Genomic DNA, 21,998 nt, shown 5'->3' with positions numbered 1-21,998 from the left:
AGGATGAAAAGAGGATTTACTTTTTCAGAACTTTTAGTTTCTATGTTAATAATGGCAATAACTTTTCAAATAGTTTATTTTATTGTTGACAATTCAGTGGAATCTTATAAAAGCTCAAAGATAAATCTTCAAAATTTGTATGCCGAAAGTTCCATATCTCTTCTTTTTGATATACTTGAAAATGAATTAAAATATGCTGGAAGTGGTGGAGAACTTTTAAAGAAATTGTATAAACCTGTTTTTGTACCTGGGGACCAAGAAAGTTATATACAAAAAGGAGAGCTCTATTCTCAAATTACAGAACATTGTAAAATTGCAAATTCAATAGATTATTATGAAGATTCTCAGAAAAAAGAATTTTATATTACTTATGTTGTAACGTACAAAAATTTTTTTGTTAGAAATGGTGACGGAACTTACTCTCCCTTGTATGGTGGAGATGTTGGGAACATAAATTGGGTAATAATTAAAAATAAACTTTCTTCTTCAGCAGATGGCTATTATACAAGAATTGCAAAGGTAGATGTAAATAAACTTTCTGGACCTGGAACTTATCCTGGTGAAATCACACCATCAGACATATTTGAATTTAAGGAGATAAATCTTGCAAAAACTAACAAAACTCTCAGTTTAAGGGATGAAGACAAATATGTTTATCCTTTGTATGAAAAATCTGTAACTTTTACAGGCTATCCTAGTGTAATGATAAAGCAAACAAAGATAGTTTTTGAAAAGGAAAGTGGAAGAATTTATATGGAAAGATATTTTCCAACTCCTGATTCAACTTCAAATATTTATATTTCAAATATACTTGAAAATGTTGAAGATTTTGATATAAATGCAATGTATTATAGCAATGGTATAAAAGAAAAACCAATTTCTGAAATAGATTCAAATTTTGATTTGTCTTCTATATTTGCTTTAAAGTTTATTTTGACCTGGAAGGCTCCTTGGAAATATAAAGGTAAATATTTTGAAATTGTAAAAGAAAGAATTGTTGTTTTAATTCCTAATTTATAGGAGGATGAACATATGAAAAAAGGAATTATTAATATTTCTTTGGGAATAATTTTGATATTCTTTTCAGCTTTGTCAGCTCTTTTGCTTTCATATCTTTTTAAAGATGCCATAAATGTAGAAAAAAAGATAATTGAGACGGTGGATAATACATATTCAAAAATACTTTATATTTCTGGGGCAAATATTTGGAGAAAGTTTTTGACAGAAAATGCAGCATATTGGGATGATATACAAGCAGAATTTGAAGATGCAAGTATTTCAGGTAATTCTACAAGAACACAGATGGTTCTAAATACGTATTTAGAGTATAATTTAGGATCCAAGAAGAAATATGATTATACTTTAGTTTCAACCACAACTACTTATATTTTCGAAGAAAAATATATAAATGTTATATTTGAAATTTTAAAAAATGAAGCACAGTTATCAAAAGGAATGTCTTTTGATTTTGGCTGGCCGGGAATTTAATTAAAAATTAAAAAATGAGGAAACTTTCCTATTTTTTATATATCTATTTTTAGTATTTTTGAAAGTTTGTTTTTTAGTTCTTCAGGCTTTTCTAGATGAATTGTTTTAAATCCAAATTTTTCTCCTGCCTTTATATTTTCTATTTTGTCATCTATGTACAAACTTTCTACAGGGTTTATTTTATATTTTTCTATAAGGATCTTATATATTTTATCTTCAGGTTTGATTGATTTTACATGGCTTGATATTATCATTCCATCGAATAATTTGAAAAAGTCGTATTTTTCATACACTCTTTGAAAAGCAATTTTGCTAAAATTTGATAAGATGTATAGATTATAACCTTTTTCTTTTAGTATATAAAGAAGCTTTTTATTTTCTTCAATTGGTGTAAGTAAATCTAAAACTTTATTTTTCATGTGCTCAATTTCTTTTTTATATTCAGGATATTTATTTAATTTATTTTCCCAGAGTGTTTTTTCATCGATAACTCCTTTGTCCATAAGGTTCCAATCATTAGTGTTAAATACTTTTTTCAACAAAAAAGTAGTGGTCTTTTTATCAAAAACTTTTTTCATATATTTTTCAGGCTCCCAGTTAATAAGAACCCTTCCAAGATCAAAAATTATATTCTTAATCATTTTAAAACCTCCAAATTCCTCCATTTTAATATTTATATTCATTATCATTTTTCCTATTTTATAACATTATAGTATGAAAAATTAATTTAGACAACAATTTATAAAAATCTCCACTTTTAAAGAAAGAGGAGATTTTTTATAAGATAAGCATTAATTATACATTCTAATTCCTACAAAGTAAGGTATAAACTTTACTCATGGTATTAAAAGATGTAGATTATCATAGGTTTTAATTCCTACAAGGTAAGGTACGAACGGAGTAGGAATTCTTATCATTTCATCCTTGTGAAATATTTCAATTCCTACAAGGTAAGGTACGAACGGATAATGCATTTACCATTTTCTGGAGGAGCAACGCTAATTTCAATTCCTACAAGGTAAGGTACGAACTTCAAAAGATTATAGAAACATATGAAAATTCACAAACGTTTCAATTCCTACAAGGTAAGGTACGAACGCAAAAACAGATTGGTATACAGTTAGACTATTTGAGTTTCAATTCCTACAAGGTAAGGTACGAACTACGACTTGAGGAAACATTAGGGATTAACACCTTAAGGTTTCAATTCCTACAAGGTAAGGTACGAACCTAAAGCACTCGGAAGAGTGCTTAAAGCTTTTTGGAAGTTTCAATTCCTACAAGGTAAGGTACGAACAGGTAAGATTGGTGTTGCATTTGGAGATATGAGAATGTTTCAATTCCTACAAGGTAAGGTACGAACAATTAAAGGTATGCTTTTGCGAGAATAACATAAAAAGTTTCAATTCCTACAAGGTAAGGTACGAACTTAATTCTCGCTTGCCTAAGCTCTCTAGCAAGCTTAGTTTCAATTCCTACAAGGTAAGGTACGAACCATGAGATATATAACACCTGAAAGTATTAAAGAAAACATGTTTCAATTCCTACAAGGTAAGGTACGAACTCCTGAACTAATACGTAGCAAAGGTAAACATAGTAGGTTTCAATTCCTACAAGGTAAGGTACGAACTGTGACACTTACATTTGAAACTGCGGAAATTCAAGCGTTTCAATTCCTACAAGGTAAGGTACGAACTATAGATTACGTTATAATTATATTACATATTATTACTTTTTGCAACCTTTTTGAAAAACTCATAATAAATAATAAACAATATTAACGTAAAATACTTTGGAGTTACATAAATTTTTTATTTTTTTCAGTCGATCTCCAGGACTTTTTACACTACTACACATCGACTGAATTTTACTATAAAAATTTTGTTTCGTTTATGTACATTTAATTTGTAAAAGGATAACCGTGGAATGTTATAAAAAACTCTCCGCACAAGGCGGAGAGGTGTGATGATGATTTATCTTAATCTTTTACTTTAAATCTGTTTATTGAATTTAGCAGCTTTTCAGAAAGTTCGAAAAGTTTTTTAGAAGTTTCAAATGTTTCTTTTATTAAATCTTCTTGTTTGATTAGTTCGTTTGATGCTTCTTCAAGATTTGATGAGATTGAGAGTATAGAAGAGTTAATAGTATCCATAGCTGAACTCATTTCTTCAGTGCTTGCACTTTGCTCTTGTGCGCTTGCGGCAAGGTTTTCTACCATATTTGTCATTTCCATAATATTATTTAGAATGTTTTCAAAGCTTTCTTTAACTGATATAGCTTGTTTTGTTGCAGTTAAAACAATTTCATTTGTTTCTTTAGTAGCTTGACTTGCATTAATACTTTCTTTGAGAATTTCGTTCAATATTTTTGAGATATTTTCTGTTGCAACCTTACTTTCTTCAGCAAGTTTTCTTATTTCATCAGCAACAACTGCAAATCCTTTTCCTGCTTCACCAGCCCTTGCTGCTTCTATTGCTGCGTTTAATGCAAGCAAGTTTGTTTGTTCCGCAATTGAATTGATTGTTTCAACTATTTTGTTTATATTTTTTGCTCTTTTTGATAGGTTTTCAACTACATTTTGGGTAAACTCTGCTTTTTCTTTTGTTTGCTCTATTATTTGAGAAATGTTTATTATTTCATTTTGTCCTTTCTTTGAGAGTTCAGTAACATTTTGAGCATTTTCACTAAGATTTTGTGCAGCACTTGAAACAGTTTGAGCAGTACTTGCTACTTCCTGGACTGCGGCTGTTACTTGTTGAACAGCAGCAGAAGCATTTGTAGCTTCTGAAGCTATTTCACTGAATTTTCGTACAAGATTTTCTATTTGTTCTTTAGAGATTTCTGAAAAGTTTGAAACTTTTTTAGCTTCATCTTCGACTTCTTTGGCATTTAGTTCAATGTTTTTAACTATTTGGTTTAAAGAGTCTATCATTTGAATAAGAGAGTTCGAAAGGTTTCCTATTTCATCTTTCGAGAAATAGTTTACTCTTACTGTTAAGTCGCCTTCAGATACTGTTTTTGAAGCTTCTGTGATATTTTTTAAAGGTTTTATAATGAATTTATTTGAAATTAATTGTCCAAAGCCTATACTTACAGCAAAACCTATAATAAATATTATTACCAGATTAACTGTTTCTTTATTGACGGTTCTAAGAAGAGTGTCTTTATCAGCTATACTTGCAAATATCCAACCGTTTGGAAGTTTATTAAAACTTACAAGTAACTTTTTGCCATCATCGTCTTTTAGTTCAAATATTCCTGCTTTTGAATTGTTGCTTATTTTTTTGAATAAAGTTGTTTGACTAGCATCTGCTCCTATAAACTCTGAGTTCGAGTGTAAAATAATATTTCCTTGGCTACTGAAAAGTATATGTGTTTCATTTGAAGTATTTGAATCAAGAGATATTATTTCCTCTGAAAGTTTCGTTATATCAATATCGATTGCTAAAACTGCATCTTTACTATTTAAAGAAGTTTTCTTAGAAAGAGTCATGAGGAATTTATTTGCAATACTGTCTTTATATGGTTCTGAAATAGCAATTTTCCCTCTCTTTTTAATTGCATCTTTGTACCATGGTTGTGTAGTTGGATCAAAGTCTTCTGGGATTTCAATGTTAGGATAGATATATATATCTTTTTCAGCAGCAACATAAACAAACACTAGGTTCTCATATCCGTTTTTTGTGTTTTTGAATAAGTTCATAACGTTATTGAGGCTTTCATTCTTAATGTTTAAATCCAGGTTGTTTAGTATCTGAGAGTAAAAGTTGATTTGGCTCCATAATTTTTCTGAGAAGTAGTTAGTGTCGTTTCCCAATAAAGCCTTTTCGTTTTCTACAAGCGATGCTTTCATTGAGTTTATAGAATAAACTCCAAGTAAAATCATGAAAATGCCTAAAATAGAAGTTATGATCAATATTTTAATGGATAAACCCAGGTTTTTAATAATCTCACCTCCAGAGGTTATATTTTGTTTTTCAATTATTAATTTTATACTTTCATATTGTAAAAATATAGTAGGTTTATGTAACAATTCTACTTTAAAAGTTTATAGTTTGAAACATTTTAAGAAAATTGTTTTTTATCAGTAAAGCAGTAAATCAATTTTGGTGGAAGTTAAGTTTTTGTTTTTAATAGAATAGGTATAAAAAAGCATACTTTAGTATAAAGGTGTTTAATGATATTTTTCACACTTTATCTTTTTTACTTAAAATTAATTCATTTTACACACATTGGAAAAGTTTTAAATAACATGATAACATTAAAAATGGATAACTATACAAAAAGGGAGGAGTTAGAATGAGAATAGTTTCTTGGGGTTTAGGTGCGATGGGAAGTGGTATTGCAAAAAATATTGTTCAAAGTGGCTATATGAAATTGGTAGGAGCTATTGATTTAAATCATGCAGGTAAAGATGTCGGCGAAGTACTTGGGATGGAAAAATTAGGGATAGTTGTAGGTAGAGATAAGGAAATAATAGAAAAGACTAACCCAGATCTTGTGGTTATAGCTACATCTTCTTTTGTTAAAGAAGTGCTTCCACAAATAGAATATGCAGTAAAAAATCATTGCAATGTAGTAACTATTGCAGAAGAGATGGCATTTCCTTTTGACTCACACCCAGAAGAATCTTTATACATGGACAGTCTAGCAAGAAGATATGGAGTTACAATACTTGGAACAGGAGTAAACCCTGGATTTGTTCTTGATACATTGATTCTCTCATTGACGGGAGTATGCAATAGAGTAGACAAGATAGTGGCAAGAAGAATAAACGATCTTTCGCCGTTTGGAAAAACTGTTATGGAAACTCAAGGGGTTGGAACAACTCCAGAACAATTTGAGGAAGGTTTAAAAACTGGAAAGATAGTTGGACATATAGGTTTTCCACAAAGTATTATGATGATTGCAAGAGCACTTGGATGGAATATTACTAAAATTGAAGAAGAAAGAAAACCAATTATTTCAAATGTTCACAGAGAAACACCTGTGGTGAAAGTGGAACCAGGGATGGTAGCAGGTTGTAATCACTCTGCAAAAGCATATATCGGAGATAAAGTAGTAATTGAAATGCAACATCCTCAACAAATTCATCCACATCTTGAAGGAGTTGAAACAGGAGACTACATAGAAATTTGCGGTGATCCAGATATAAAACTTGCGATAAAACCTGAAATTCCAGGTGGAAAGGCAACAATAGCGATTGCAACAAACATGATTCCAATTGTAATTGGTGCAGAGCCAGGATTAAAAACAATGGCAGATCTTCCAGTACCACGTTCAGTTTTGTCTATAAAATGATAAGAAGGTGGAAAGCATGAAGGCAAAAAAGGGAGATTGGGTTCAAATAGAAAAACTGCTTTTAAAACCGGAAGAAAGAACGGCACCTCTTCCAGAAGATACTAAAAAGGTACCTTTAAAAATGAGAGTTAAAGGATTTTTGCAGAACGAAGATGCAAATATAGGAGATGAAGTAGAAATATTAACTCTTATTGGAAGAAGAGTAACAGGAACGCTTGTTGCGATTAATCCAAAATACGAACATGATTTTGGTGAGCCAGTTCCCGAACTTTTAACTATAGGTATTGAACTTAGAAAGATTTTAGAAGGTGATAATGATGCGTGACTTATCATATGATGCAGTAATGTCTAGGAAAAACGAAATAATGAAGAAAGCAGTTGGAATAGATTATGAAAAATTCATATCTTCTGAAATAATATTTGACTATGAAAGGATGATGCAAGAAGTAGGCTATTCACTTGATAAAGTAAGAGAAATTCAAAGTGAGACGGGAGTTGGGAATACTCCTCTTGTAGAGTTAAAACAGATAAACAGGCTTATAAAAAAGATTGCTCCAAAGGGGAAAGGTGCAAGAATTTTTATTAAAGACGAAGCTACAAACCCTTCAGGGAGTTATAAAGATAGAAGAGCATCCGTAAGTGTATACCACGCACAAAAGCATGGATATAAAGGTGTTATTGCTGCAACAAGTGGAAACTATGGTGCTGCTGTTGCATCTCAAGCAGCCAAAAGAGGCTTAAAGTGTATTATCACACAAGAATGTTACGACAATAGATGGGTAGGACAGCCAGAAATACTTGAAAAAGCAAGATCCTGTGAGGCATACGGTGCGGAAGTAGTTCAATTAACGGTTGGGCCAGAGCTATTTTATTATACCCTTGTTTTACTTGAAGAAACGGGATTTTTTAATGCATCTCTTTATACACCGTATGCGATAGCAGGTGTTGAAAGTCTTGGATATGAAATAGCAGAGCAAACTATGCAAATGGTTGGTAAATATCCCGATGCAGTTGTTATAACACATGCAGGTGGAGGAATTTTAACTGGAACAGCCAGAGGATTAAAAAAGGCAGGAGCAAGTGAGACAAAAATAATAGCAGCAAGTGTAAACCTTAGAGGGCTACATATGGCAAGTGATAATGACTTTAACAAAAAATACTTTACAACTGGTCATACAGGATTTGGTATTCCATTTGCAACATTCCCTGATAGGTCAGATGTTCCAAAGAATGCGGCACGTGCATTGAGATATATGGATAGATATCTTCTTGTAACTCAAGGTGAAGTCTTCTATATAACTGAAATGCTTGCACAACTTGAAGGAATGCAAAGAGGTCCGGCAGGAAATACATCACTTGCAGCTGCATTTGCGCTTGCATTGGAAATGGATGATGATAAAGTAATAGTTGTAAACGAAACCGAATACACTGGGGCAGGAAAATTGCCATCTGCACAATTAACTTTTGCTAGAAAAATGGGTATGGAGATAAAAAGAGGAGATCCAATAAAAGAAGATCTTCCAGGGAAAAGAATAGTTATACCAGAGCATCCTTCCCAGATTGGATACATTGAATTTGATATGGATGAAGTTAGAAAGAGTTATGTAAAAGAAGTAATAAAAAGGTATAACAAGAAGGAGTTTAACAAGCAAGAAATAGAGTTTATGGCTCAAGATACAAATACCACCACAGAGAAAATAGTTAAATTTGTTAAAGAACTTGGAGGTGAAGTAATTGAAGCCTAGAAAAGATGATTTTTTAGAAAGAAGCAAACATTTACAAAAAATGACTGATGATGAATTAAATCAATATTTTTGGCATCTTGTTGAAAAGGTTGTAGATCCTTTAATAGAACTTGCAAAAAACCATACATCACCCTCTGTTGAAAGGTCAGTTCTTTTGAGAATGGGGTTTAATAGTATCGAAGCATCAAAACTTGTTGACATGATATTCCAGAGAGGACTCCTTGGTAAGGGTGCTGGTCATATCGTTTGGAAAATTGCAAGAGAGAAAAATATGGATATTATAGAAGCAGGTAGAGCATTGATTGAAGGAAAATATTGGGAAGATGTTGATAGGCTCTTCAAAGGGGTGAAAAATGATGCTTGATCCTAAGAAGCCAATAGATATAGATGAAATATTGAAAGATCTGGACAAATATCGCCCAAAAAGGAAAGGTTGGACCTGGAGAAAGAAGTTACCAGAAGGTTCAAAAATTGGTGATTATGAATATTACCAAGTCAGCGAAAATTTAGAAAATTCTATTCCACTTCCAGCTGCACATTACTTTGGAAATATTGATCCTCAACCGGAAGTAGTAATTACTTCAGAAATAGCATCAGGAAGGTTCGAAGATGATATAAGAAGGATGAGAATGGCAGCTTGGCATGGTGCAGATCATATTATGGTTATACGAACTCTTGGTCAATCACACTACGATGGACTCATAGAGGGTACACCAGAAGGTGTTGGTGGAATTCCTATCACAAGAAAGCAACTACGTGCAACGAGAAAAGCTCTTGACCTAATTGAAGAAGAAGTAGGTCGTCCAATTAATTTTCACAGTTATGTTTCAGGCGTTGCGGGGCCAGAGATAGCAGTTTTATTTGCAGAAGAAGGTGTTAATGGTGCACACCAGGATCCACAATACAATGTTTTGTATAGAGGTATAAATCCTATTAGATCTTTTGTTGATGCAGCGGTTGCAAAAAAGATAATGGCATCTGTTAATATGCTCCAAATTGACGGTGCACACAATGCTAACGCATCAGCAAAACTTGCGTGGACGGTAATGCCTGAACTATTAGTCCAACATGGAATAAATTGCATGTATTCTTTAAAGGCAGGAATGAAAAAAGAATATATAGCGCTATCTACAGTTCCTCCAGTTGTTGCTCCAATGCCTGAGTTTAGGTATAACCTTCCATATGCTGTAGCATTGAGAGAATTATTTGATGGATTTAGATTTAGAGCCCAAATGAATACAAGATACATAGAATCTGATCTTTTTGATGCTACAAGAATACACGTTTTAAATACATTAATTTCAAGACTCACGTCAGCAGATTTACAATCAACTATTACTCCGGATGAGGGAAGAAATGTTCCATGGCATGTAAATTCAATTCGTGGTGTTGAGACTGCAAAACATACATTAGTTGCATTAGATGGAATGAAAAAATATGTAAAAATTGATGAGAAAAAGATAAGAGAAAAAGTAAGAGAACTGAAAATGAGGGCCATTCTCATGCTGGAAGAAATTTTGGATATGGGCGGATACTTTGAGGCATTAGAAGCTGGAATGTTTGTGGATAATGGATACTACCCAGAAAGAATTGGCGATGGAATAGCAAGAAAAAAGGATGGAGAAATTGCCGCTGGAACAGTCGTACCAAGGGATGAGGACTATATGGCTCCTGTTTGTGAGCACTTTGGATACAACAATCTTCCTGAAGGTATCGAAAAACCTTGTGATCTTATAGGCGGTTGTACACTTCATAACCCCGATAAAATTCAGTTTATTGATGAATTAGATGAAACAGATAATGTTAATGTAAGGCTTGAAAGAATCAGAGATATGAAAAAGAGGAATGTAATAAAGCCTGAAGTTGAGTGGTTTTCTGATGGTTGGATTCAACTAGATATGACATTTGCATTACCAGAAGAATTAGCAGAAGCTGCTGCAATTTCTTTGTGTAAGAAACTTGGGTTAGAGGAGATTACAGTAATTCACAAGGGAGTTCTTCATCCTGCAGAAGGAACATATATTGAGGTAAAAGCAAAGGTTCCATTTGAAATTGAAGTTGATAAATTGGAAATTCCAAAGAAACCTGAAACACTACCAGAGGAAGAAATATTCGAATATGTCAAAAACAATCCAATTCATGTTGTAGCAGGTACTGTTGGTAACGATGAACATTCAGTGGGATTAAGAGAAGTTTTGGATATAAAACATGGTGGAATTGAAAAATATGGAATTAAGTATACTTATCTTGGAACAAGTGTCCCACCTGAAAAACTCATTGATGCAGCAATAGAAACAGGCGCGAAAGCTATTTTAGCATCTATGATTATTACACACAACGATGTTCATGTTCAAAACATGAGAAAGCTCCATGAGCTTGCTATAGAAAAAGGAATTAGGGATAAGATTATTATAGTTGCAGGTGGAACTCAAATAACAGATGATCTTGCAAAAGAAAATGGGATGGATGCAGGCTTTGGAAGAGGAACAAAAGGAGTACATGTTGCATCATTCTTGGTAAAAAAATTAAAAGAGATGGAAAATAAATAGTAATGAATTTAAGAGTTTTAAAGCGGCCTTTGATAGGCCGCTTTTAATTTTTTGGAAAAATCATAAAGATAAAGCACAGAATTTTTGAATATTATTATGATTGCAACTAGTTGTTTTTTTAGTGGTATAATAAAAATTGAAAGGAGGGTTTTTGTGAAAATAGTAGATACACATGCGCATTTGCATATGAAGCATTTTAATGAAGATAGGGAGAAAATTATAAAAAATTTTGAAAATGATGGTATTGAGTTTATAGTTAATGTAGCAACAAATATAGAAGATAGTTATCAATGTATTGAACTTTCAAAAAAGTATGACAAGGTATTTGCAACAGTAGGTATTCACCCACATGATAGCAGTAGTGTACCAAATGACTATCTTGGAATATTGGAAAAGTTAGCAAAGAATGAAAAAGTTGTGGCAATTGGAGAGATAGGATTGGATTATTATAGAAACTTTTCCCCAAAAGAAGTACAACAGAAAGTATTTGCAGAACAGTTAATGCTTGCAAAAGATTTAAAATTACCTGTTGTTGTTCATGTTAGAGATGCATATGAAGATGCATACAATATACTTGAAATGATCGGCCCGTTTGATGGTGTAATTCATTCCTTTAGTGGTGATAGAGAGTATGCTTTAAAATTTGTCAAATTAGGTTTTTATCTAGGAATTGGTGGGCCATTAACATACAAAAAAAATCAGCAATTAAGAGATATTGTAAGATTAGTTGGAGAGGAAAATATAGTTACGGAAACTGATTGTCCATATCTTCCTCCACAACCTTATAGAGGAAAGAGAAATGAGCCATCTTATGTAAAATATGTAGTAGAAGAAATAAATAAATTGATCGGTGAAGATGTTTCTGAAAAGCTAATAAATAATGCTAGGGAACTGTTTGGGGTGAATGTATGATTCATGCTTTGAATGGAAAAGTTGAAAGTATAGAAAATGGTAAGGTATATGTAAATGTAAATGATTTAATATATGAAATAATTGTAGGAGATACGGGAGATTTTGAGGAATATATAAATAAGAATGTAAAAATATATACAAAAATGGTTGTAAGTGATGATGGAATAAGTTTGTATGGCTTTTTAGAGGTTATTAAACTAAAACTTTTTGAAAAGTTGATTGGTGTGAACAAGCTTGGGCCAAAAAGTGCTTTGAAGATTATTTCATCAAACAGTGTTGAGTCAGTAGTAAGTGCTATAATCAATGAGGATGTAAAGGCGCTCTCGAGCCTACCTGGAATAGGGCCAAAAACTGCAGAGAGAATAGTTTTAGAACTAAAAGACACAATTAAAGAGTTAGATATAAGCATCGATGAAAAAGATAGAAAAGTTCTAGAAGCTATAGAAGCATTGGTTACTTTGGGGTTTAATAGGAATCAGGCTAAAAAGGCTGTAAATAAAGTTGCAGAAAAAGACGATAAATTAGATGATATTATTAAAAAGGCGTTGAGATTTTTAAGCAGGTGATACTATGAAAGTATCTGCTATCTCAAATCCAATGCTTGGTTATAGGCTTGATCCTGGAGAGCCTGGCCTTTCACATGGTGCTCCGGCGAGTAGAAGTGTTTTAAGAGTTTTATCTCAAGAATTGAGCAATTATTATGCCTTTGAAAGAAAAGCCCAAAAAGAAGGCGGATATATTATATATGGTGGAATATATCTTGATCTTAGAAAAAGAGGTTCTTTTCTTGCTGCTGTTGCAGGCAAGACAAGGGTTTGGATGTATATTCCGGGAAAAAGTGATCAAGACAAGGAAAATTCTGAAAATGAAGGTTTAAAGGTTGATACAAAGCACGTTTCTGAAAAAATTAGGCAGCTGCAGTTAAAATTACAAATTGAAGATGACCCAGTTAAGAGAGAAGAATTAGAGAGACAGATTTTAATGCTTGAAATAGCAAAAAATGCGTTGCAGTTTGGTATGAATTTTCCAAAATATTTACTTGGAATATTGTTTGATCAAACTGCATAGATGAAATATGAGAGGTGTAAAAATGAAATTATCTGAAATTATAGAAAAGATAAATGCAGAAGTGGTTTATTTAAAAGAGGATTGCGATATTCTCCATGGTTGTACCGGCGATCTCTTAAGTATGGTAATGAAGAATGCCAAAAGTGATTCTATCTGGATCACAGTGCAAAATCATGTAAATATTATTGCAGTTGCCTCAATGGTTGGTATAAAGGCCGTTGTTTTGTGTGAAGGACTAGAGTATTCACCTGATACAATTGAAAAAGCAAAGGAAGAAGGAATTAGTCTTTTAAAATCAAATGAAAGTTCTTTTGTTGTTTCAGGTAAAATCTATTCACTTGGAATACTATGAAATGTGACTTACATGTTCACACTTGCCTTTCACCTTGTGCCGATATTTCAATGGTACCTGGTGTTTTTAAAAATTCATTTCTTGATGTAGTTGCCCTTTGCGATCATAACAGTGGAAAAAATGTAAGAGTATTTTCAAATGTGTTAAAAGAATTTGGAAAGGTAGTAATTCCAGGTATCGAGATACAAACAGTTGAAGATGTCCATATTTTAGGATATTTTTATGATATAGATTCGCTAGAAAATTTAACCGAGATTGTTTATACTCACCTTCCAAAGATTAAATACGATCCTGAAAAATTTGGTTATCAACTTTATGTAAATGAAAAAGACGAGTTTATTGGTATGGAATTTACTCCCCTTTCTTTTCCTACCGATTTATCTTTAAGTCAAGCTGTTGATTTAATAAATGAGTATAATGGTATTCCCGTATATGCTCATATTTCAAGAAAATTTGGCGTTTTATATCAACTGGGAATTTTTCCTAATGAAGATGTTAAAGTTGTGGAAGTTAACAGTAAAGATGATTTGTTGATGGCAAGAAAACATGGTTTTGTTGCCCTAAGTTCTTCTGATGCACATTTTATAAATCAAATTGGTGAAAGGTATAGTATAATTGAAGGTGAAAAAAGTGTGAAAAATATATTAGGTAGTATTATTGAAGGCAAGGTGAAAACTATATGGGACTTGTGACTCTTGCTGACCATGTTCAAGATATTACTGAAAATTCTATTAAAGCGGGTGCAAAAAATATAACTTTGGAAATATATGAAACAGATGATGAGTTCACATTTATTGTCACTGATGATGGACCTGGTATAAAGGATGTTGATAAGGTGTTTGATCCTTTCTATACAACCAGACCTAAAGAGATTCGGAGGTTTGGTTTAGGATTGCCATTTTTAAAGCAAGCAGCAGAAATGACAGGAGGAGAGGTAAAAATTGAAACAAAGCTTGGAATTGGGACAAAAGTCTACGCAAATTTTAAAAAATCTCACATTGATTGTCAACCTGTGGGAGATTTGATAATGGTATTTTTGAGTCTTTTAATGAACCGAGATGTTAATTTGACAATCAAAAGATGTAGATATAATGACTGCTATGAAATTAGTAGTGAAGTTGTTAAAAAGTACTTAGGAAGTCTAGATAGTGCAGAAAAAATTAACATTTTAAAGGAAATGATTGAGGAATTAGAAAAACGAGGAGGTTAGGGTATGAAAAAAGTGTTGGTTGTTGTTTTGAGCCTTTTTTTTGTTTTATCATTTTCATTTGTGCTTGAGAAAGTATCTTTTAACGGATTAAGTTCTCTCAGCGAGAAGGATTTAAAATTTGCATATGAAGATTATTTAGGAATGGATGTGAATGATTATGCTATAAATAACATTGTAAGGAATTTAAAATCAACAGGGTATTTTTCAAGTGTTGAATGGGAAAAAGTTGAAAAAGATAATGTTGTTGAATTAGTCATAAGTGTGGTTGAAAATAGAAAAATAGAAAAAGTTAGTCTAGAAATTAATGGAGTTGGATTAATTGAAAAAGAGACTCTTGAATCATCAATTACATTGAAAGAGGATAAGCCTTTTAGTTTTATAAAATTTAAAGAGAGTATTGAAAATATAACAAAGATATATAAAGACAACGGATATCTTGTTTCAAATGTGTTTTCTAAAAATAAGGATCAAGCATTTGTATACGTTAGCGGTACTGTTGGGTCAACAGAAGTAACTTTTAAAGTAACAGAATATGCATTATACGATATAGAATTTTCTGGAAACACAAAAGGTATAGAAGAAGTTTTGTCTGATATTAAGAAAGAAGCTAAAATAAAAGAATACAAAGATTATCTAGAAAAAAATTGGCTTTTGAGATTATTCGACAGTGAAAAAGATTACTATCCAAAGCTTTCAGACATACAAAAAGTTTACCAGCAATTAAGTAAATATGTATATTTTTCACCATATACGAATTTACAATTTTTAGAGGTTGATACTGAGAAACCATCTAAAAAATTGAATTTTGTAATTGTTCAAAATACAATTACAAGGGAGCCAGTTTATATACAAAAGGTTGATATTGCAGGTAATACATTAAATGATTTTAGTGAATTAGAAACGTTATCGGGAACATTTACAAATATTGAGCTTTTAAATATTGTTCAAAAAGTAAAAAGTTGGTACGATTCGAAAGAGTATTTTATTGAGATTAATCCAAAACTTGAAAATGGAATTTTCAAAGTGGAAGTTTTGGAGTATAAATTTGGGAAATTAAATATTGACGGTTTAATCAGGACAAAGGAATATACATTTGATGATTTAATAAAAGTTAAGCCAGGTGATTATGCAAATAGAAATAGTCTTAGAGATACATATGTTGAAATCTATAAGACTCAATTTTTTGAAGATATAGATTTTGATATAACTCCTTCTTCAACTGATACCTTAGATGTGACATTGATCGTTAAAGAAAAAGAAAAAAGGTTTAATTTTGTTGGAGGAGGTGCTTGGGGCCCCCCTGGAGATGATAGACCTTGGTATGAAGGTTTTGCAGCTCAAATGCAATTAAAAACGACTAATCCTTTTGGACTTGGCCAAACAATAGGCTTAAATGTTTCACTTGGATTGACTAATAAGGTTATTGGTTTGGAATATTCAATAAGGAAGCCTTTTGGAAAGCCTGTGATTTTTGGTAGTACTTTAAATTATAGTTATAAGAATGATTCATTGGAAGATGTGGCAAGTAATAACTTTGATTTTAATATTTCTCTTAGCACTTTAAAGATAAACAACAACAGTTTTAGTTTTGGAGTGGGTGTAAATTACAAGAAAACTATTTCTGCAACTCCGACAGAGTATTTTGGTGCAAATGTGCTCGTTGGGTACAATTACGAGAATCTTGATGATTTGATTATTCCGACAAAAGGAATTAATTTAAATCTTATGGGGCAAAAATATTTTAAATTAACAGGTGATGCACCGGTTGCTTTAAAAGTTCAAGAGGAATTTTCTTTACATATTCCATTTAACAACATAGTAGTTGCTTCAAGGTTATATGCTTCCCAGCTTTTCCAAGAAGAAGGAAGTACGATTTACAATTATCTAAACGGTTTAAATGGTCTTAGAGGTGCAACTTTAGAAGGTAATAAAACATTGTTATTAAATAATGATTTAAGGTATGTTTTAAAAGAAAATACTAATATGCCATTCTATGTTGCTCTATTTTCAGATTTTGCATATGTAGGGGAAGATTATATCTTTGATAAGTGGAATTATTCATTTGGTATTGAGCTTGGAATTAACGTCCCAATGTTTGGGCTTTTGAGATTTGGGGAGGCATATTACAATGATAATTGGAACTTTTTCTTCCTTATGGGTAAAACATTTTAAGGGAGGTCTAGCTGTTGAAAATAAGGATTGAAGAAATTTTGAAAGAAAAAGGAAAAATTTTTGCAGTTTCTTCTGAAAGCCCATTTTATGTTGACTATAAGGGTGGACAATTAGGAGATAGAGGAAAAATAGGTAATGCTAACGTTTTATCAGTAATTACAAAGAATGGAAAAATCTATCATGAAATTGATAGGGAGGTAGATCTAGGAGAAAATAATGTTGAAATAGATTTAAAGCATCAGTTGTTTGTAAGGCAACATCATACAGGACAGCACATTTTATCGGCTGTATTTGAAGAGCTTGCTGATATAAGTACTGTTGGATTTAGAATGGGATTTGAATATACCACTATTGATTTAAATGTTCCTTACGTTGTGGAAGAATTGTTGGATGAAGTAGAAGAAAGGGTAAATAGTATAATTACTGAATGTGTTGATGTGCAAGAAATATTAGTTGAAAAGGAAGAGGTTGATAGATTTCCTTTGAGAAAGAAATTAAGTGATAAAGTTGAAGAAATGGTAAGGATAATAAAAATCGGTGAGTATGATTATTCTCCTTGTGGAGGATATCACGTTGAGAACACGGGCCAAATAGGACTTTTGAAAATTTTAAAAACAGAAAAAGTAAAAGGGGAATTAACGAGACTTTATTTTGTTGCAGGATTTAAGGCGATGGAATATTTTAGAAATTATTCTAAAATACTTAAAAATATTTCGGTAAGTCTTACAAGCTCAATCTTCGAAGTTGAAGACAAAGTTAAATCCCTTTTGGGTGAAGTAAAAGGAAAATCTTCAAGGGTTGAAAGTTTAGCGGAAAAACTAGCATGTTACAAGAAAGATGAACTAAAAAAATTAAAAGAAGATGTTTATTTTCTGCATGAAGAACCAGAAATTTTGAGATATATTCCAAAGTATTTTGATAAAGAAGGACTTCTTGTGCTATACGATGGTAAAAATTACAGTTTTACATCAAATTCTTCAAAGTATATAGTAAGGGATATAATATCTGATCTTAGGGAAAGATTTGGGGGAAAAGGTGGAGGAGGAAAAGAAAAGGGAAATTATTTACCTAGTGATGGCGTGAATATAAATATGATCTTGGAGGTGTTAAAATGAAAAAGTTGACTGTTTTGTTTGGTGTGTTTTTATTTGGTATACTTCTTTTTTCCAATGCATTAGATTTTATGCCTAAAGAATATGATGTTGTAATGTATATACCAGATATTTCAAAATTGTATGATGCAGTAAAGCAAACTAATGCAGGGGATATTTTGGCAAATCAAATAGGACTTGAGCAAATGTTTACTGGAGTAATTGAGCAACAATTAATGATGCAAGGATATACTTTAGATGATTTGGATATTTTTAAGGAACTACTTATTGTAGCTGGAAAAGAGAGTACACTTTTAGTTTTGGGTCCATCAAAGGATCCAAATAAAATTAAGGAGCTTTTTGAGAACTTCTCAGGACAAAGCCTTCCAGAAGAGATAAAGATTATTAATGGTTATTTTGTTGTTGGCGAAAATTATGGAGGAGGAACTCTTCCTGAGGAATTGGAAGATTTCTTGAATAAAGGCTATCTTGCTGTTTCATATATTAATACGAATGAGGAAGATTTTAAAGTAAAGGGTTTTGGATATGCAGCTTTAAGAGATAACGAGGTAGAATTCCATCAAGAGATTGTTCCGCAAGATGATAAAACTAAGCAGCTTTTTAATGATATTGCATCAAAAGATGGAATTGACATTTTAAAGGATGAAAATATTGGTGGAGATTTATTTGGCTTTATTAATAGAAAATTACCTGATTCGCTTTTAAAGAGTCTACCAGTTGATTTACCTAAGGTTCTGGAAGGATTTAGTGGAACGGCTTATATAAGTGGTGATATATCAAGTGTTTTAACAAATGCATTATCTGGGATGCAAGTTTCTAATGTTCCATTTTACGGTGTAGTTTACTACAATAATCCATCGTGGGATATGATTGAAGGGGAAAAGAGATTTGAAAATATTGGTGGGAAGAAATATGGAATTGTTGAAACAGAAGAAGGAACGCCTGTTTTATACATTAATCTTTCAAATGAAAAGATAACATTCTATGGAGTATCACCTGATGAATATGTAGCTGGTGATAAAGAATTTATAAAAGAAAATTACAGTTCTGATTATGTAGTAGGATTATTTGTGAATTTAAGGCCTATGATATTTAATTTTATAGGAATTGATAGTGAATCTTATTTCAAATTTTATGGATATTTTAAAGATGGAAAACTCATAGAAAAAGCTCTACTAAAGTGAAAAATAATTAATTTAACATAAGCCCCCTCGTAGAGAAAAAGAGGGGGCTTATGTTATAATATATAATTGAAACTTGTAAAAAAAATTAACGGACGAGGTGATTTAGTTGAAAAATTTCAAAGATATGACTATATCTGATATTTTAAAAGAAAACAGGTCTTTTGTTGAAGAATCTATTTCAAGAATAAAGAAGGTCGATGAAAAGATAAATGCTTTTATAACAGTGGTTGAAAATGCAAATGGCAAAATACCAATAGCGATAAAGGATAATATTGTAACAAAGGGAATTAGAACAACTTGTGCCTCAAAAATTCTAGAGAATTTTGTGCCCCCATATAATGCAACAGTGGTTGAAAAATTAATTGCAAATGACTTTGCAATTGTTGGAAAAACAAACTTAGATGAATTTGCAATGGGGACAGGAACAGAATATTCTGCATTTTTTGTAACAAAAAATCCTTGGGATCATGAAAGAGTGGCCGGGGGGAGCAGCGGGGGATCTGCGGCAGCTGTCGCCAGTGGACAGGTTGTTGCTGCGCTTGGAAGTGACACAGGAGGATCTATACGACAGCCTGCCGCATTTTGTGGAGTTGTTGGGTTTAAACCAACCTATGGACTAGTCTCAAGATATGGCCTTGTTGCATTTGCGTCATCCCTTGATCAAATAGGACCTATTACAAAAACAACAAAAGATGCAGCATACCTAATGAATATAATATATGGAAAAGATGAAAAAGATGCAACGACTGTTGATAGAAAGATAAATTTTGAGGAATATCTAGATAGTGATTTTTCAAACGTTAAAGTAGCTTATCCAGAAGAGGTTTTTGCGGAAGGAGTTGAAGAAGGAGTAAAAGAAAGATTCGAAGAATTTGTAAAATTTTTGCAAAGAAAAGGAATTAAAGTAGATAAGGTATCTTTTAAAGAACTTTCCTATTCAGTTGCAACTTACTATATAATTGCTCCATCGGAAGTAAGTTCTAACCTTTCAAGGTTTGATGGAGTAAGGTATGGTAAAAGAGAAGAACAAGAGGGTTTATTGCAAACATATTTGAAAAGTAGAAAAAATCTTGGAAAAGAGGTAATTAGGAGAATAATGATTGGAACATTTACATTGAGTGCGGCATATTATGATGCATATTTTGAAAAAGCACAAAAGGTAAGAAGGATAATTTCAAATAAATTGAATGACTTGTTGAAGGAATATGATTTTATAATAACTCCTACTTCTCCAATTACTGCATTCAAAATAGGTGAAGTGAAAGATCCACTTGTTTACTATATGATGGATATTTTTACAATTCCTGCAAATTTAGCAGGTATTCCTGCAATTAGCATTCCTTTTGGATTTTCTAATGGACTACCAGTAGGAATGCAGATAATGGGTAAGCGATTTGATGATGCAAAAGTTCTTGGATTTGCAAATTATATAGAAAAAGATATTCCAGTTGTTTTACCAGAGGAGGAGAAAATATGAGATTTAAACCTGTAATTGGACTTGAAATACATGTTCAACTTAATACTAAGACAAAAGCTTTTTGTTCTTGCCCGGCTGATGTATTTGAACTTGAGCCAAACAGTGCTATTTGCCCTGTATGTACAGGGCAACCAGGGGCCCTTCCTGTTCCTTCAAAGGAAATGTATGAATATGGAATATTACTTGCAAGTGCATTGAATTGTAGAATAAATGAATATACAAGATTTGATAGGAAGAATTACTTTTATCCTGATCTTCCTAAGGGGTATCAGATAACTCAATATTTTTATCCTCTTGCAAATGATGGCTATTTAGAACTTGATGGCGAAAAGATAAGGATTAATAGAATTCATCTTGAAGAAGATGCTGGAAAGCTTGTTCATTCTTCCGAAACAATTACAGAAGCTGAAAGTTCACTTGTAGACATGAATAGATGTGGTGTTCCTTTGGCGGAAATTGTAACAGAACCAGATATCAAGTCTCCAGAGCAGGCAAGAAAATTTCTGGAGAAGTTGAGACAAATATTGAAATATTTGGGTGTAAGTACCGGAGATATGGAAAAAGGTGCTTTAAGATGTGATGCAAACATTTCTGTGATAGATACTGAAGCTAATAGGCAAAGTAACAAAGTAGAAGTTAAGAACATGAATTCTTTTAAATTTGTTGAGAAAGCACTTGAATTTGAATTTGAAAGAATAAAAAATGCAATGCTTGAAGGAAAGGATGTAGAAAAGGAGACAAGAGGTTGGGATTTATCTACAAAAACGACAATTTCAATGAGGAGCAAGGAAGAAGCTAATGATTATAGATATTTCCCTGAGCCAGATATTCCTCCTGTTGTGTTATCATCCGATGAAATAAAGAAAATTGTAGAAAAAATGCCTGAGCTTCCAGATCAAAAGAAAGAACGTTTTATGAAAGAGTATAGCTTGTCAGAATATGAAGCAAATATTTTAACTTCATCTAAGGGCCTTGCAGATTTTTATGAAAAATGTGTGGAGGTTACAAATGATCCAAAAGAAACTTCAAATTGGTTTTTGACTGAACTTTTAAAATATGAAAGTCCAGAAAGTAATTTTGAAGAATTAAAGATTAAACCTACTCACTTTAAAGAATTGTTTGATTTAATTTCTTCCGGAAAAATTACAAGAAATATTGCAAAAGAGGTATTTGAAGAAGTATACAAAACAGGTAAATCTCCTAAAGAAGTTGTAAAAGAAAAAAATATTGAAGTTGTTGGTGATGCATCGTTAATTGAAGAAATTCTCAAGAAAATGTTAGAAGAAAATCCTGATAAAGTTGAAGCATACAGGAATGGTAAAAAAGGATTACTTGGATTTTTTGTTGGTGGTGTTATGAAACAAACTAAGGGAAAAGCTGATCCAAAAGTTGTAAATGAAATTGCAAAAAAACTTCTAGGAGACTGAT

Annotated in this window: 20 protein-coding genes and 1 CRISPR repeat array; of the genes, 18 read left to right on the top strand and 2 right to left on the bottom strand. The window is 32.1% G+C overall.

From position 1 onward, the window contains the following. The first annotated feature begins 3 nt into the window (after positions 1–3). Positions 4–1,020, top strand: a complete 1,017-nt coding sequence (locus HNP65_RS03620; RefSeq protein WP_184618955.1) for a PilW family protein — start codon at positions 4–6, stop codon at positions 1,018–1,020. Between the two features lie 12 nt (positions 1,021–1,032). Beyond that, the gene (locus tag HNP65_RS03615; protein ID WP_184618954.1) at positions 1,033–1,488 is read left to right on the top strand and encodes a hypothetical protein; all 456 of its coding nucleotides are present in this window, start codon (positions 1,033–1,035) and stop codon (positions 1,486–1,488) included. A 35-nt stretch (positions 1,489–1,523) separates the two neighbouring features. Here the strand turns inward: HNP65_RS03615 and HNP65_RS03610 are convergent, their stop codons facing one another. Both HNP65_RS03610 and HNP65_RS03605 read right to left on the bottom strand, forming a co-directional pair. Next, positions 1,524–2,129, bottom strand: coding sequence for an HAD family hydrolase (locus HNP65_RS03610; RefSeq protein WP_184618953.1), 606 nt, complete (start codon positions 2,127–2,129; stop codon positions 1,524–1,526). 160 nt (positions 2,130–2,289) lie between these two features. After that, positions 2,290–3,184: direct repeats of the CRISPR family, unit length 30 nt; unit sequence GTTTCAATTCCTACAAGGTAAGGTACGAAC. Between the two features lie 282 nt (positions 3,185–3,466). Next, positions 3,467–5,374 carry a methyl-accepting chemotaxis protein gene (locus HNP65_RS03605; RefSeq protein ID WP_221236827.1) on the bottom strand — a complete coding sequence of 636 codons (1,908 nt, stop codon included), beginning with the start codon at positions 5,372–5,374 and terminating at the stop codon, positions 3,467–3,469. 413 nt (positions 5,375–5,787) lie between these two features. Between HNP65_RS03605 and ord the strand changes: the two genes are divergently transcribed. The 16 genes from ord to gatB all read left to right on the top strand — a co-directional run bounded on the left by ord (position 5,788) and on the right by gatB (position 21,997). Next, positions 5,788–6,789 (top strand): 2,4-diaminopentanoate dehydrogenase, encoded by a 1,002-nt coding sequence (gene ord / locus HNP65_RS03600; RefSeq protein WP_184618952.1) that lies wholly within the window; start codon positions 5,788–5,790, stop codon positions 6,787–6,789. 16 nt (positions 6,790–6,805) lie between these two features. After that, positions 6,806–7,114: a 2-amino-4-oxopentanoate thiolase subunit OrtA gene (gene ortA, locus HNP65_RS03595; protein ID WP_184618951.1), complete on the top strand. Its 309-nt coding sequence runs from the start codon at positions 6,806–6,808 to the stop codon at positions 7,112–7,114. Then, on the top strand, positions 7,107–8,534 hold the full coding sequence (gene ortB / locus HNP65_RS03590; RefSeq protein WP_184618950.1) for a 2-amino-4-oxopentanoate thiolase subunit OrtB: 1,428 nt from the start codon (positions 7,107–7,109) through the stop codon (positions 8,532–8,534). The genes ortA and ortB overlap by 8 nt, the downstream gene beginning before the upstream one ends. Next, entirely contained in the window at positions 8,524–8,898 is a 375-nt protein-coding gene (locus tag HNP65_RS03585; protein ID WP_184618949.1) for an ornithine aminomutase subunit alpha, read from the top strand. Before ortB ends, HNP65_RS03585 begins: the two co-directional genes overlap by 11 nt. Continuing rightward, positions 8,891–11,083, top strand: a complete 2,193-nt coding sequence (oraE, locus tag HNP65_RS03580) for a D-ornithine 4,5-aminomutase subunit OraE (RefSeq protein WP_184618948.1) — start codon at positions 8,891–8,893, stop codon at positions 11,081–11,083. The genes HNP65_RS03585 and oraE overlap by 8 nt, the downstream gene beginning before the upstream one ends. Positions 11,084–11,236: 153 nt before the next feature. Next, complete coding sequence (locus HNP65_RS03575) at positions 11,237–11,995, top strand: TatD family hydrolase (protein ID WP_184618947.1); 759 nt, start codon at positions 11,237–11,239, stop codon at positions 11,993–11,995. Continuing rightward, the gene (gene ruvA / locus HNP65_RS03570) at positions 11,992–12,561 is read left to right on the top strand and encodes a Holliday junction branch migration protein RuvA (RefSeq protein ID WP_184618946.1); all 570 of its coding nucleotides are present in this window, start codon (positions 11,992–11,994) and stop codon (positions 12,559–12,561) included. Before HNP65_RS03575 ends, ruvA begins: the two co-directional genes overlap by 4 nt. A gap of 4 nt (positions 12,562–12,565) precedes the next feature. Next, positions 12,566–13,063 carry a hypothetical protein gene (locus HNP65_RS03565; RefSeq protein WP_246348166.1) on the top strand — a complete coding sequence of 166 codons (498 nt, stop codon included), beginning with the start codon at positions 12,566–12,568 and terminating at the stop codon, positions 13,061–13,063. Between the two features lie 22 nt (positions 13,064–13,085). Next, complete coding sequence (locus tag HNP65_RS03560) at positions 13,086–13,415, top strand: DRTGG domain-containing protein (RefSeq protein WP_184618945.1); 330 nt, start codon at positions 13,086–13,088, stop codon at positions 13,413–13,415. Further along, a complete protein-coding gene (locus HNP65_RS03555) occupies positions 13,412–14,107 on the top strand; it encodes a PHP-associated domain-containing protein (RefSeq protein WP_246348165.1) in 696 nt (231 codons plus the stop codon). The genes HNP65_RS03560 and HNP65_RS03555 overlap by 4 nt, the downstream gene beginning before the upstream one ends. Then, on the top strand, positions 14,095–14,625 hold the full coding sequence (locus HNP65_RS03550) for an ATP-binding protein (protein ID WP_184618944.1): 531 nt from the start codon (positions 14,095–14,097) through the stop codon (positions 14,623–14,625). Before HNP65_RS03555 ends, HNP65_RS03550 begins: the two co-directional genes overlap by 13 nt. Positions 14,626–14,628: 3 nt before the next feature. Next, positions 14,629–16,797, top strand: a complete 2,169-nt coding sequence (locus tag HNP65_RS03545) for a BamA/OMP85 family outer membrane protein (RefSeq protein WP_184618943.1) — start codon at positions 14,629–14,631, stop codon at positions 16,795–16,797. A gap of 14 nt (positions 16,798–16,811) precedes the next feature. Beyond that, positions 16,812–17,912, top strand: a complete 1,101-nt coding sequence (locus tag HNP65_RS03540) for an alanyl-tRNA editing protein (RefSeq protein ID WP_184618942.1) — start codon at positions 16,812–16,814, stop codon at positions 17,910–17,912. Beyond that, positions 17,909–19,093: a hypothetical protein gene (locus HNP65_RS03535; protein WP_184618941.1), complete on the top strand. Its 1,185-nt coding sequence runs from the start codon at positions 17,909–17,911 to the stop codon at positions 19,091–19,093. Before HNP65_RS03540 ends, HNP65_RS03535 begins: the two co-directional genes overlap by 4 nt. A 124-nt stretch (positions 19,094–19,217) precedes the next feature. Next, positions 19,218–20,570, top strand: coding sequence for an Asp-tRNA(Asn)/Glu-tRNA(Gln) amidotransferase subunit GatA (gene gatA / locus HNP65_RS03530; protein WP_246348184.1), 1,353 nt, complete (start codon positions 19,218–19,220; stop codon positions 20,568–20,570). Next, positions 20,567–21,997 (top strand): Asp-tRNA(Asn)/Glu-tRNA(Gln) amidotransferase subunit GatB, encoded by a 1,431-nt coding sequence (gatB, locus tag HNP65_RS03525; protein ID WP_184618939.1) that lies wholly within the window; start codon positions 20,567–20,569, stop codon positions 21,995–21,997. Before gatA ends, gatB begins: the two co-directional genes overlap by 4 nt. Position 21,998 lies beyond the last annotated feature (1 nt).

Source organism: Thermosipho japonicus (genome assembly GCF_014201655.1).
In the GTDB taxonomy this organism is placed as follows: domain Bacteria; phylum Thermotogota; class Thermotogae; order Thermotogales; family Fervidobacteriaceae; genus Thermosipho; species Thermosipho japonicus.
The sequence above is the reverse complement of the archived record's forward strand: the minus strand, read 5'-3'. Positions and strand labels throughout refer to the sequence as shown.

What these genes read in the sequence shown, in the direction of transcription:
- HNP65_RS03620 (WP_184618955.1), top strand. Translation starts at nt 4, where the DNA reads ATGAAAAGAGGATTTACTTTTTCAGAACTTTTAGTTTCTATGTTAATA.
- HNP65_RS03615 (WP_184618954.1), top strand. Translation starts at nt 1,033, where the DNA reads ATGAAAAAAGGAATTATTAATATTTCTTTGGGAATAATTTTGATATTC.
- HNP65_RS03610 (WP_184618953.1), bottom strand. Translation starts at nt 2,129, where the DNA reads ATGATTAAGAATATAATTTTTGATCTTGGAAGGGTTCTTATTAACTGG.
- HNP65_RS03605 (WP_221236827.1), bottom strand. Translation starts at nt 5,374, where the DNA reads ATGATTTTACTTGGAGTTTATTCTATAAACTCAATGAAAGCATCGCTT.
- ord (WP_184618952.1), top strand. Translation starts at nt 5,788, where the DNA reads ATGAGAATAGTTTCTTGGGGTTTAGGTGCGATGGGAAGTGGTATTGCA.
- ortA (WP_184618951.1), top strand. Translation starts at nt 6,806, where the DNA reads ATGAAGGCAAAAAAGGGAGATTGGGTTCAAATAGAAAAACTGCTTTTA.
- ortB (WP_184618950.1), top strand. Translation starts at nt 7,107, where the DNA reads ATGCGTGACTTATCATATGATGCAGTAATGTCTAGGAAAAACGAAATA.
- oraE (WP_184618948.1), top strand. Translation starts at nt 8,891, where the DNA reads ATGCTTGATCCTAAGAAGCCAATAGATATAGATGAAATATTGAAAGAT.
- ruvA (WP_184618946.1), top strand. Translation starts at nt 11,992, where the DNA reads ATGATTCATGCTTTGAATGGAAAAGTTGAAAGTATAGAAAATGGTAAG.
- HNP65_RS03565 (WP_246348166.1), top strand. Translation starts at nt 12,566, where the DNA reads ATGAAAGTATCTGCTATCTCAAATCCAATGCTTGGTTATAGGCTTGAT.
- HNP65_RS03560 (WP_184618945.1), top strand. Translation starts at nt 13,086, where the DNA reads ATGAAATTATCTGAAATTATAGAAAAGATAAATGCAGAAGTGGTTTAT.
- HNP65_RS03555 (WP_246348165.1), top strand. Translation starts at nt 13,412, where the DNA reads ATGAAATGTGACTTACATGTTCACACTTGCCTTTCACCTTGTGCCGAT.
- HNP65_RS03550 (WP_184618944.1), top strand. Translation starts at nt 14,095, where the DNA reads ATGGGACTTGTGACTCTTGCTGACCATGTTCAAGATATTACTGAAAAT.
- HNP65_RS03545 (WP_184618943.1), top strand. Translation starts at nt 14,629, where the DNA reads ATGAAAAAAGTGTTGGTTGTTGTTTTGAGCCTTTTTTTTGTTTTATCA.
- HNP65_RS03535 (WP_184618941.1), top strand. Translation starts at nt 17,909, where the DNA reads ATGAAAAAGTTGACTGTTTTGTTTGGTGTGTTTTTATTTGGTATACTT.
- gatA (WP_246348184.1), top strand. Translation starts at nt 19,218, where the DNA reads ATGACTATATCTGATATTTTAAAAGAAAACAGGTCTTTTGTTGAAGAA.
- gatB (WP_184618939.1), top strand. Translation starts at nt 20,567, where the DNA reads ATGAGATTTAAACCTGTAATTGGACTTGAAATACATGTTCAACTTAAT.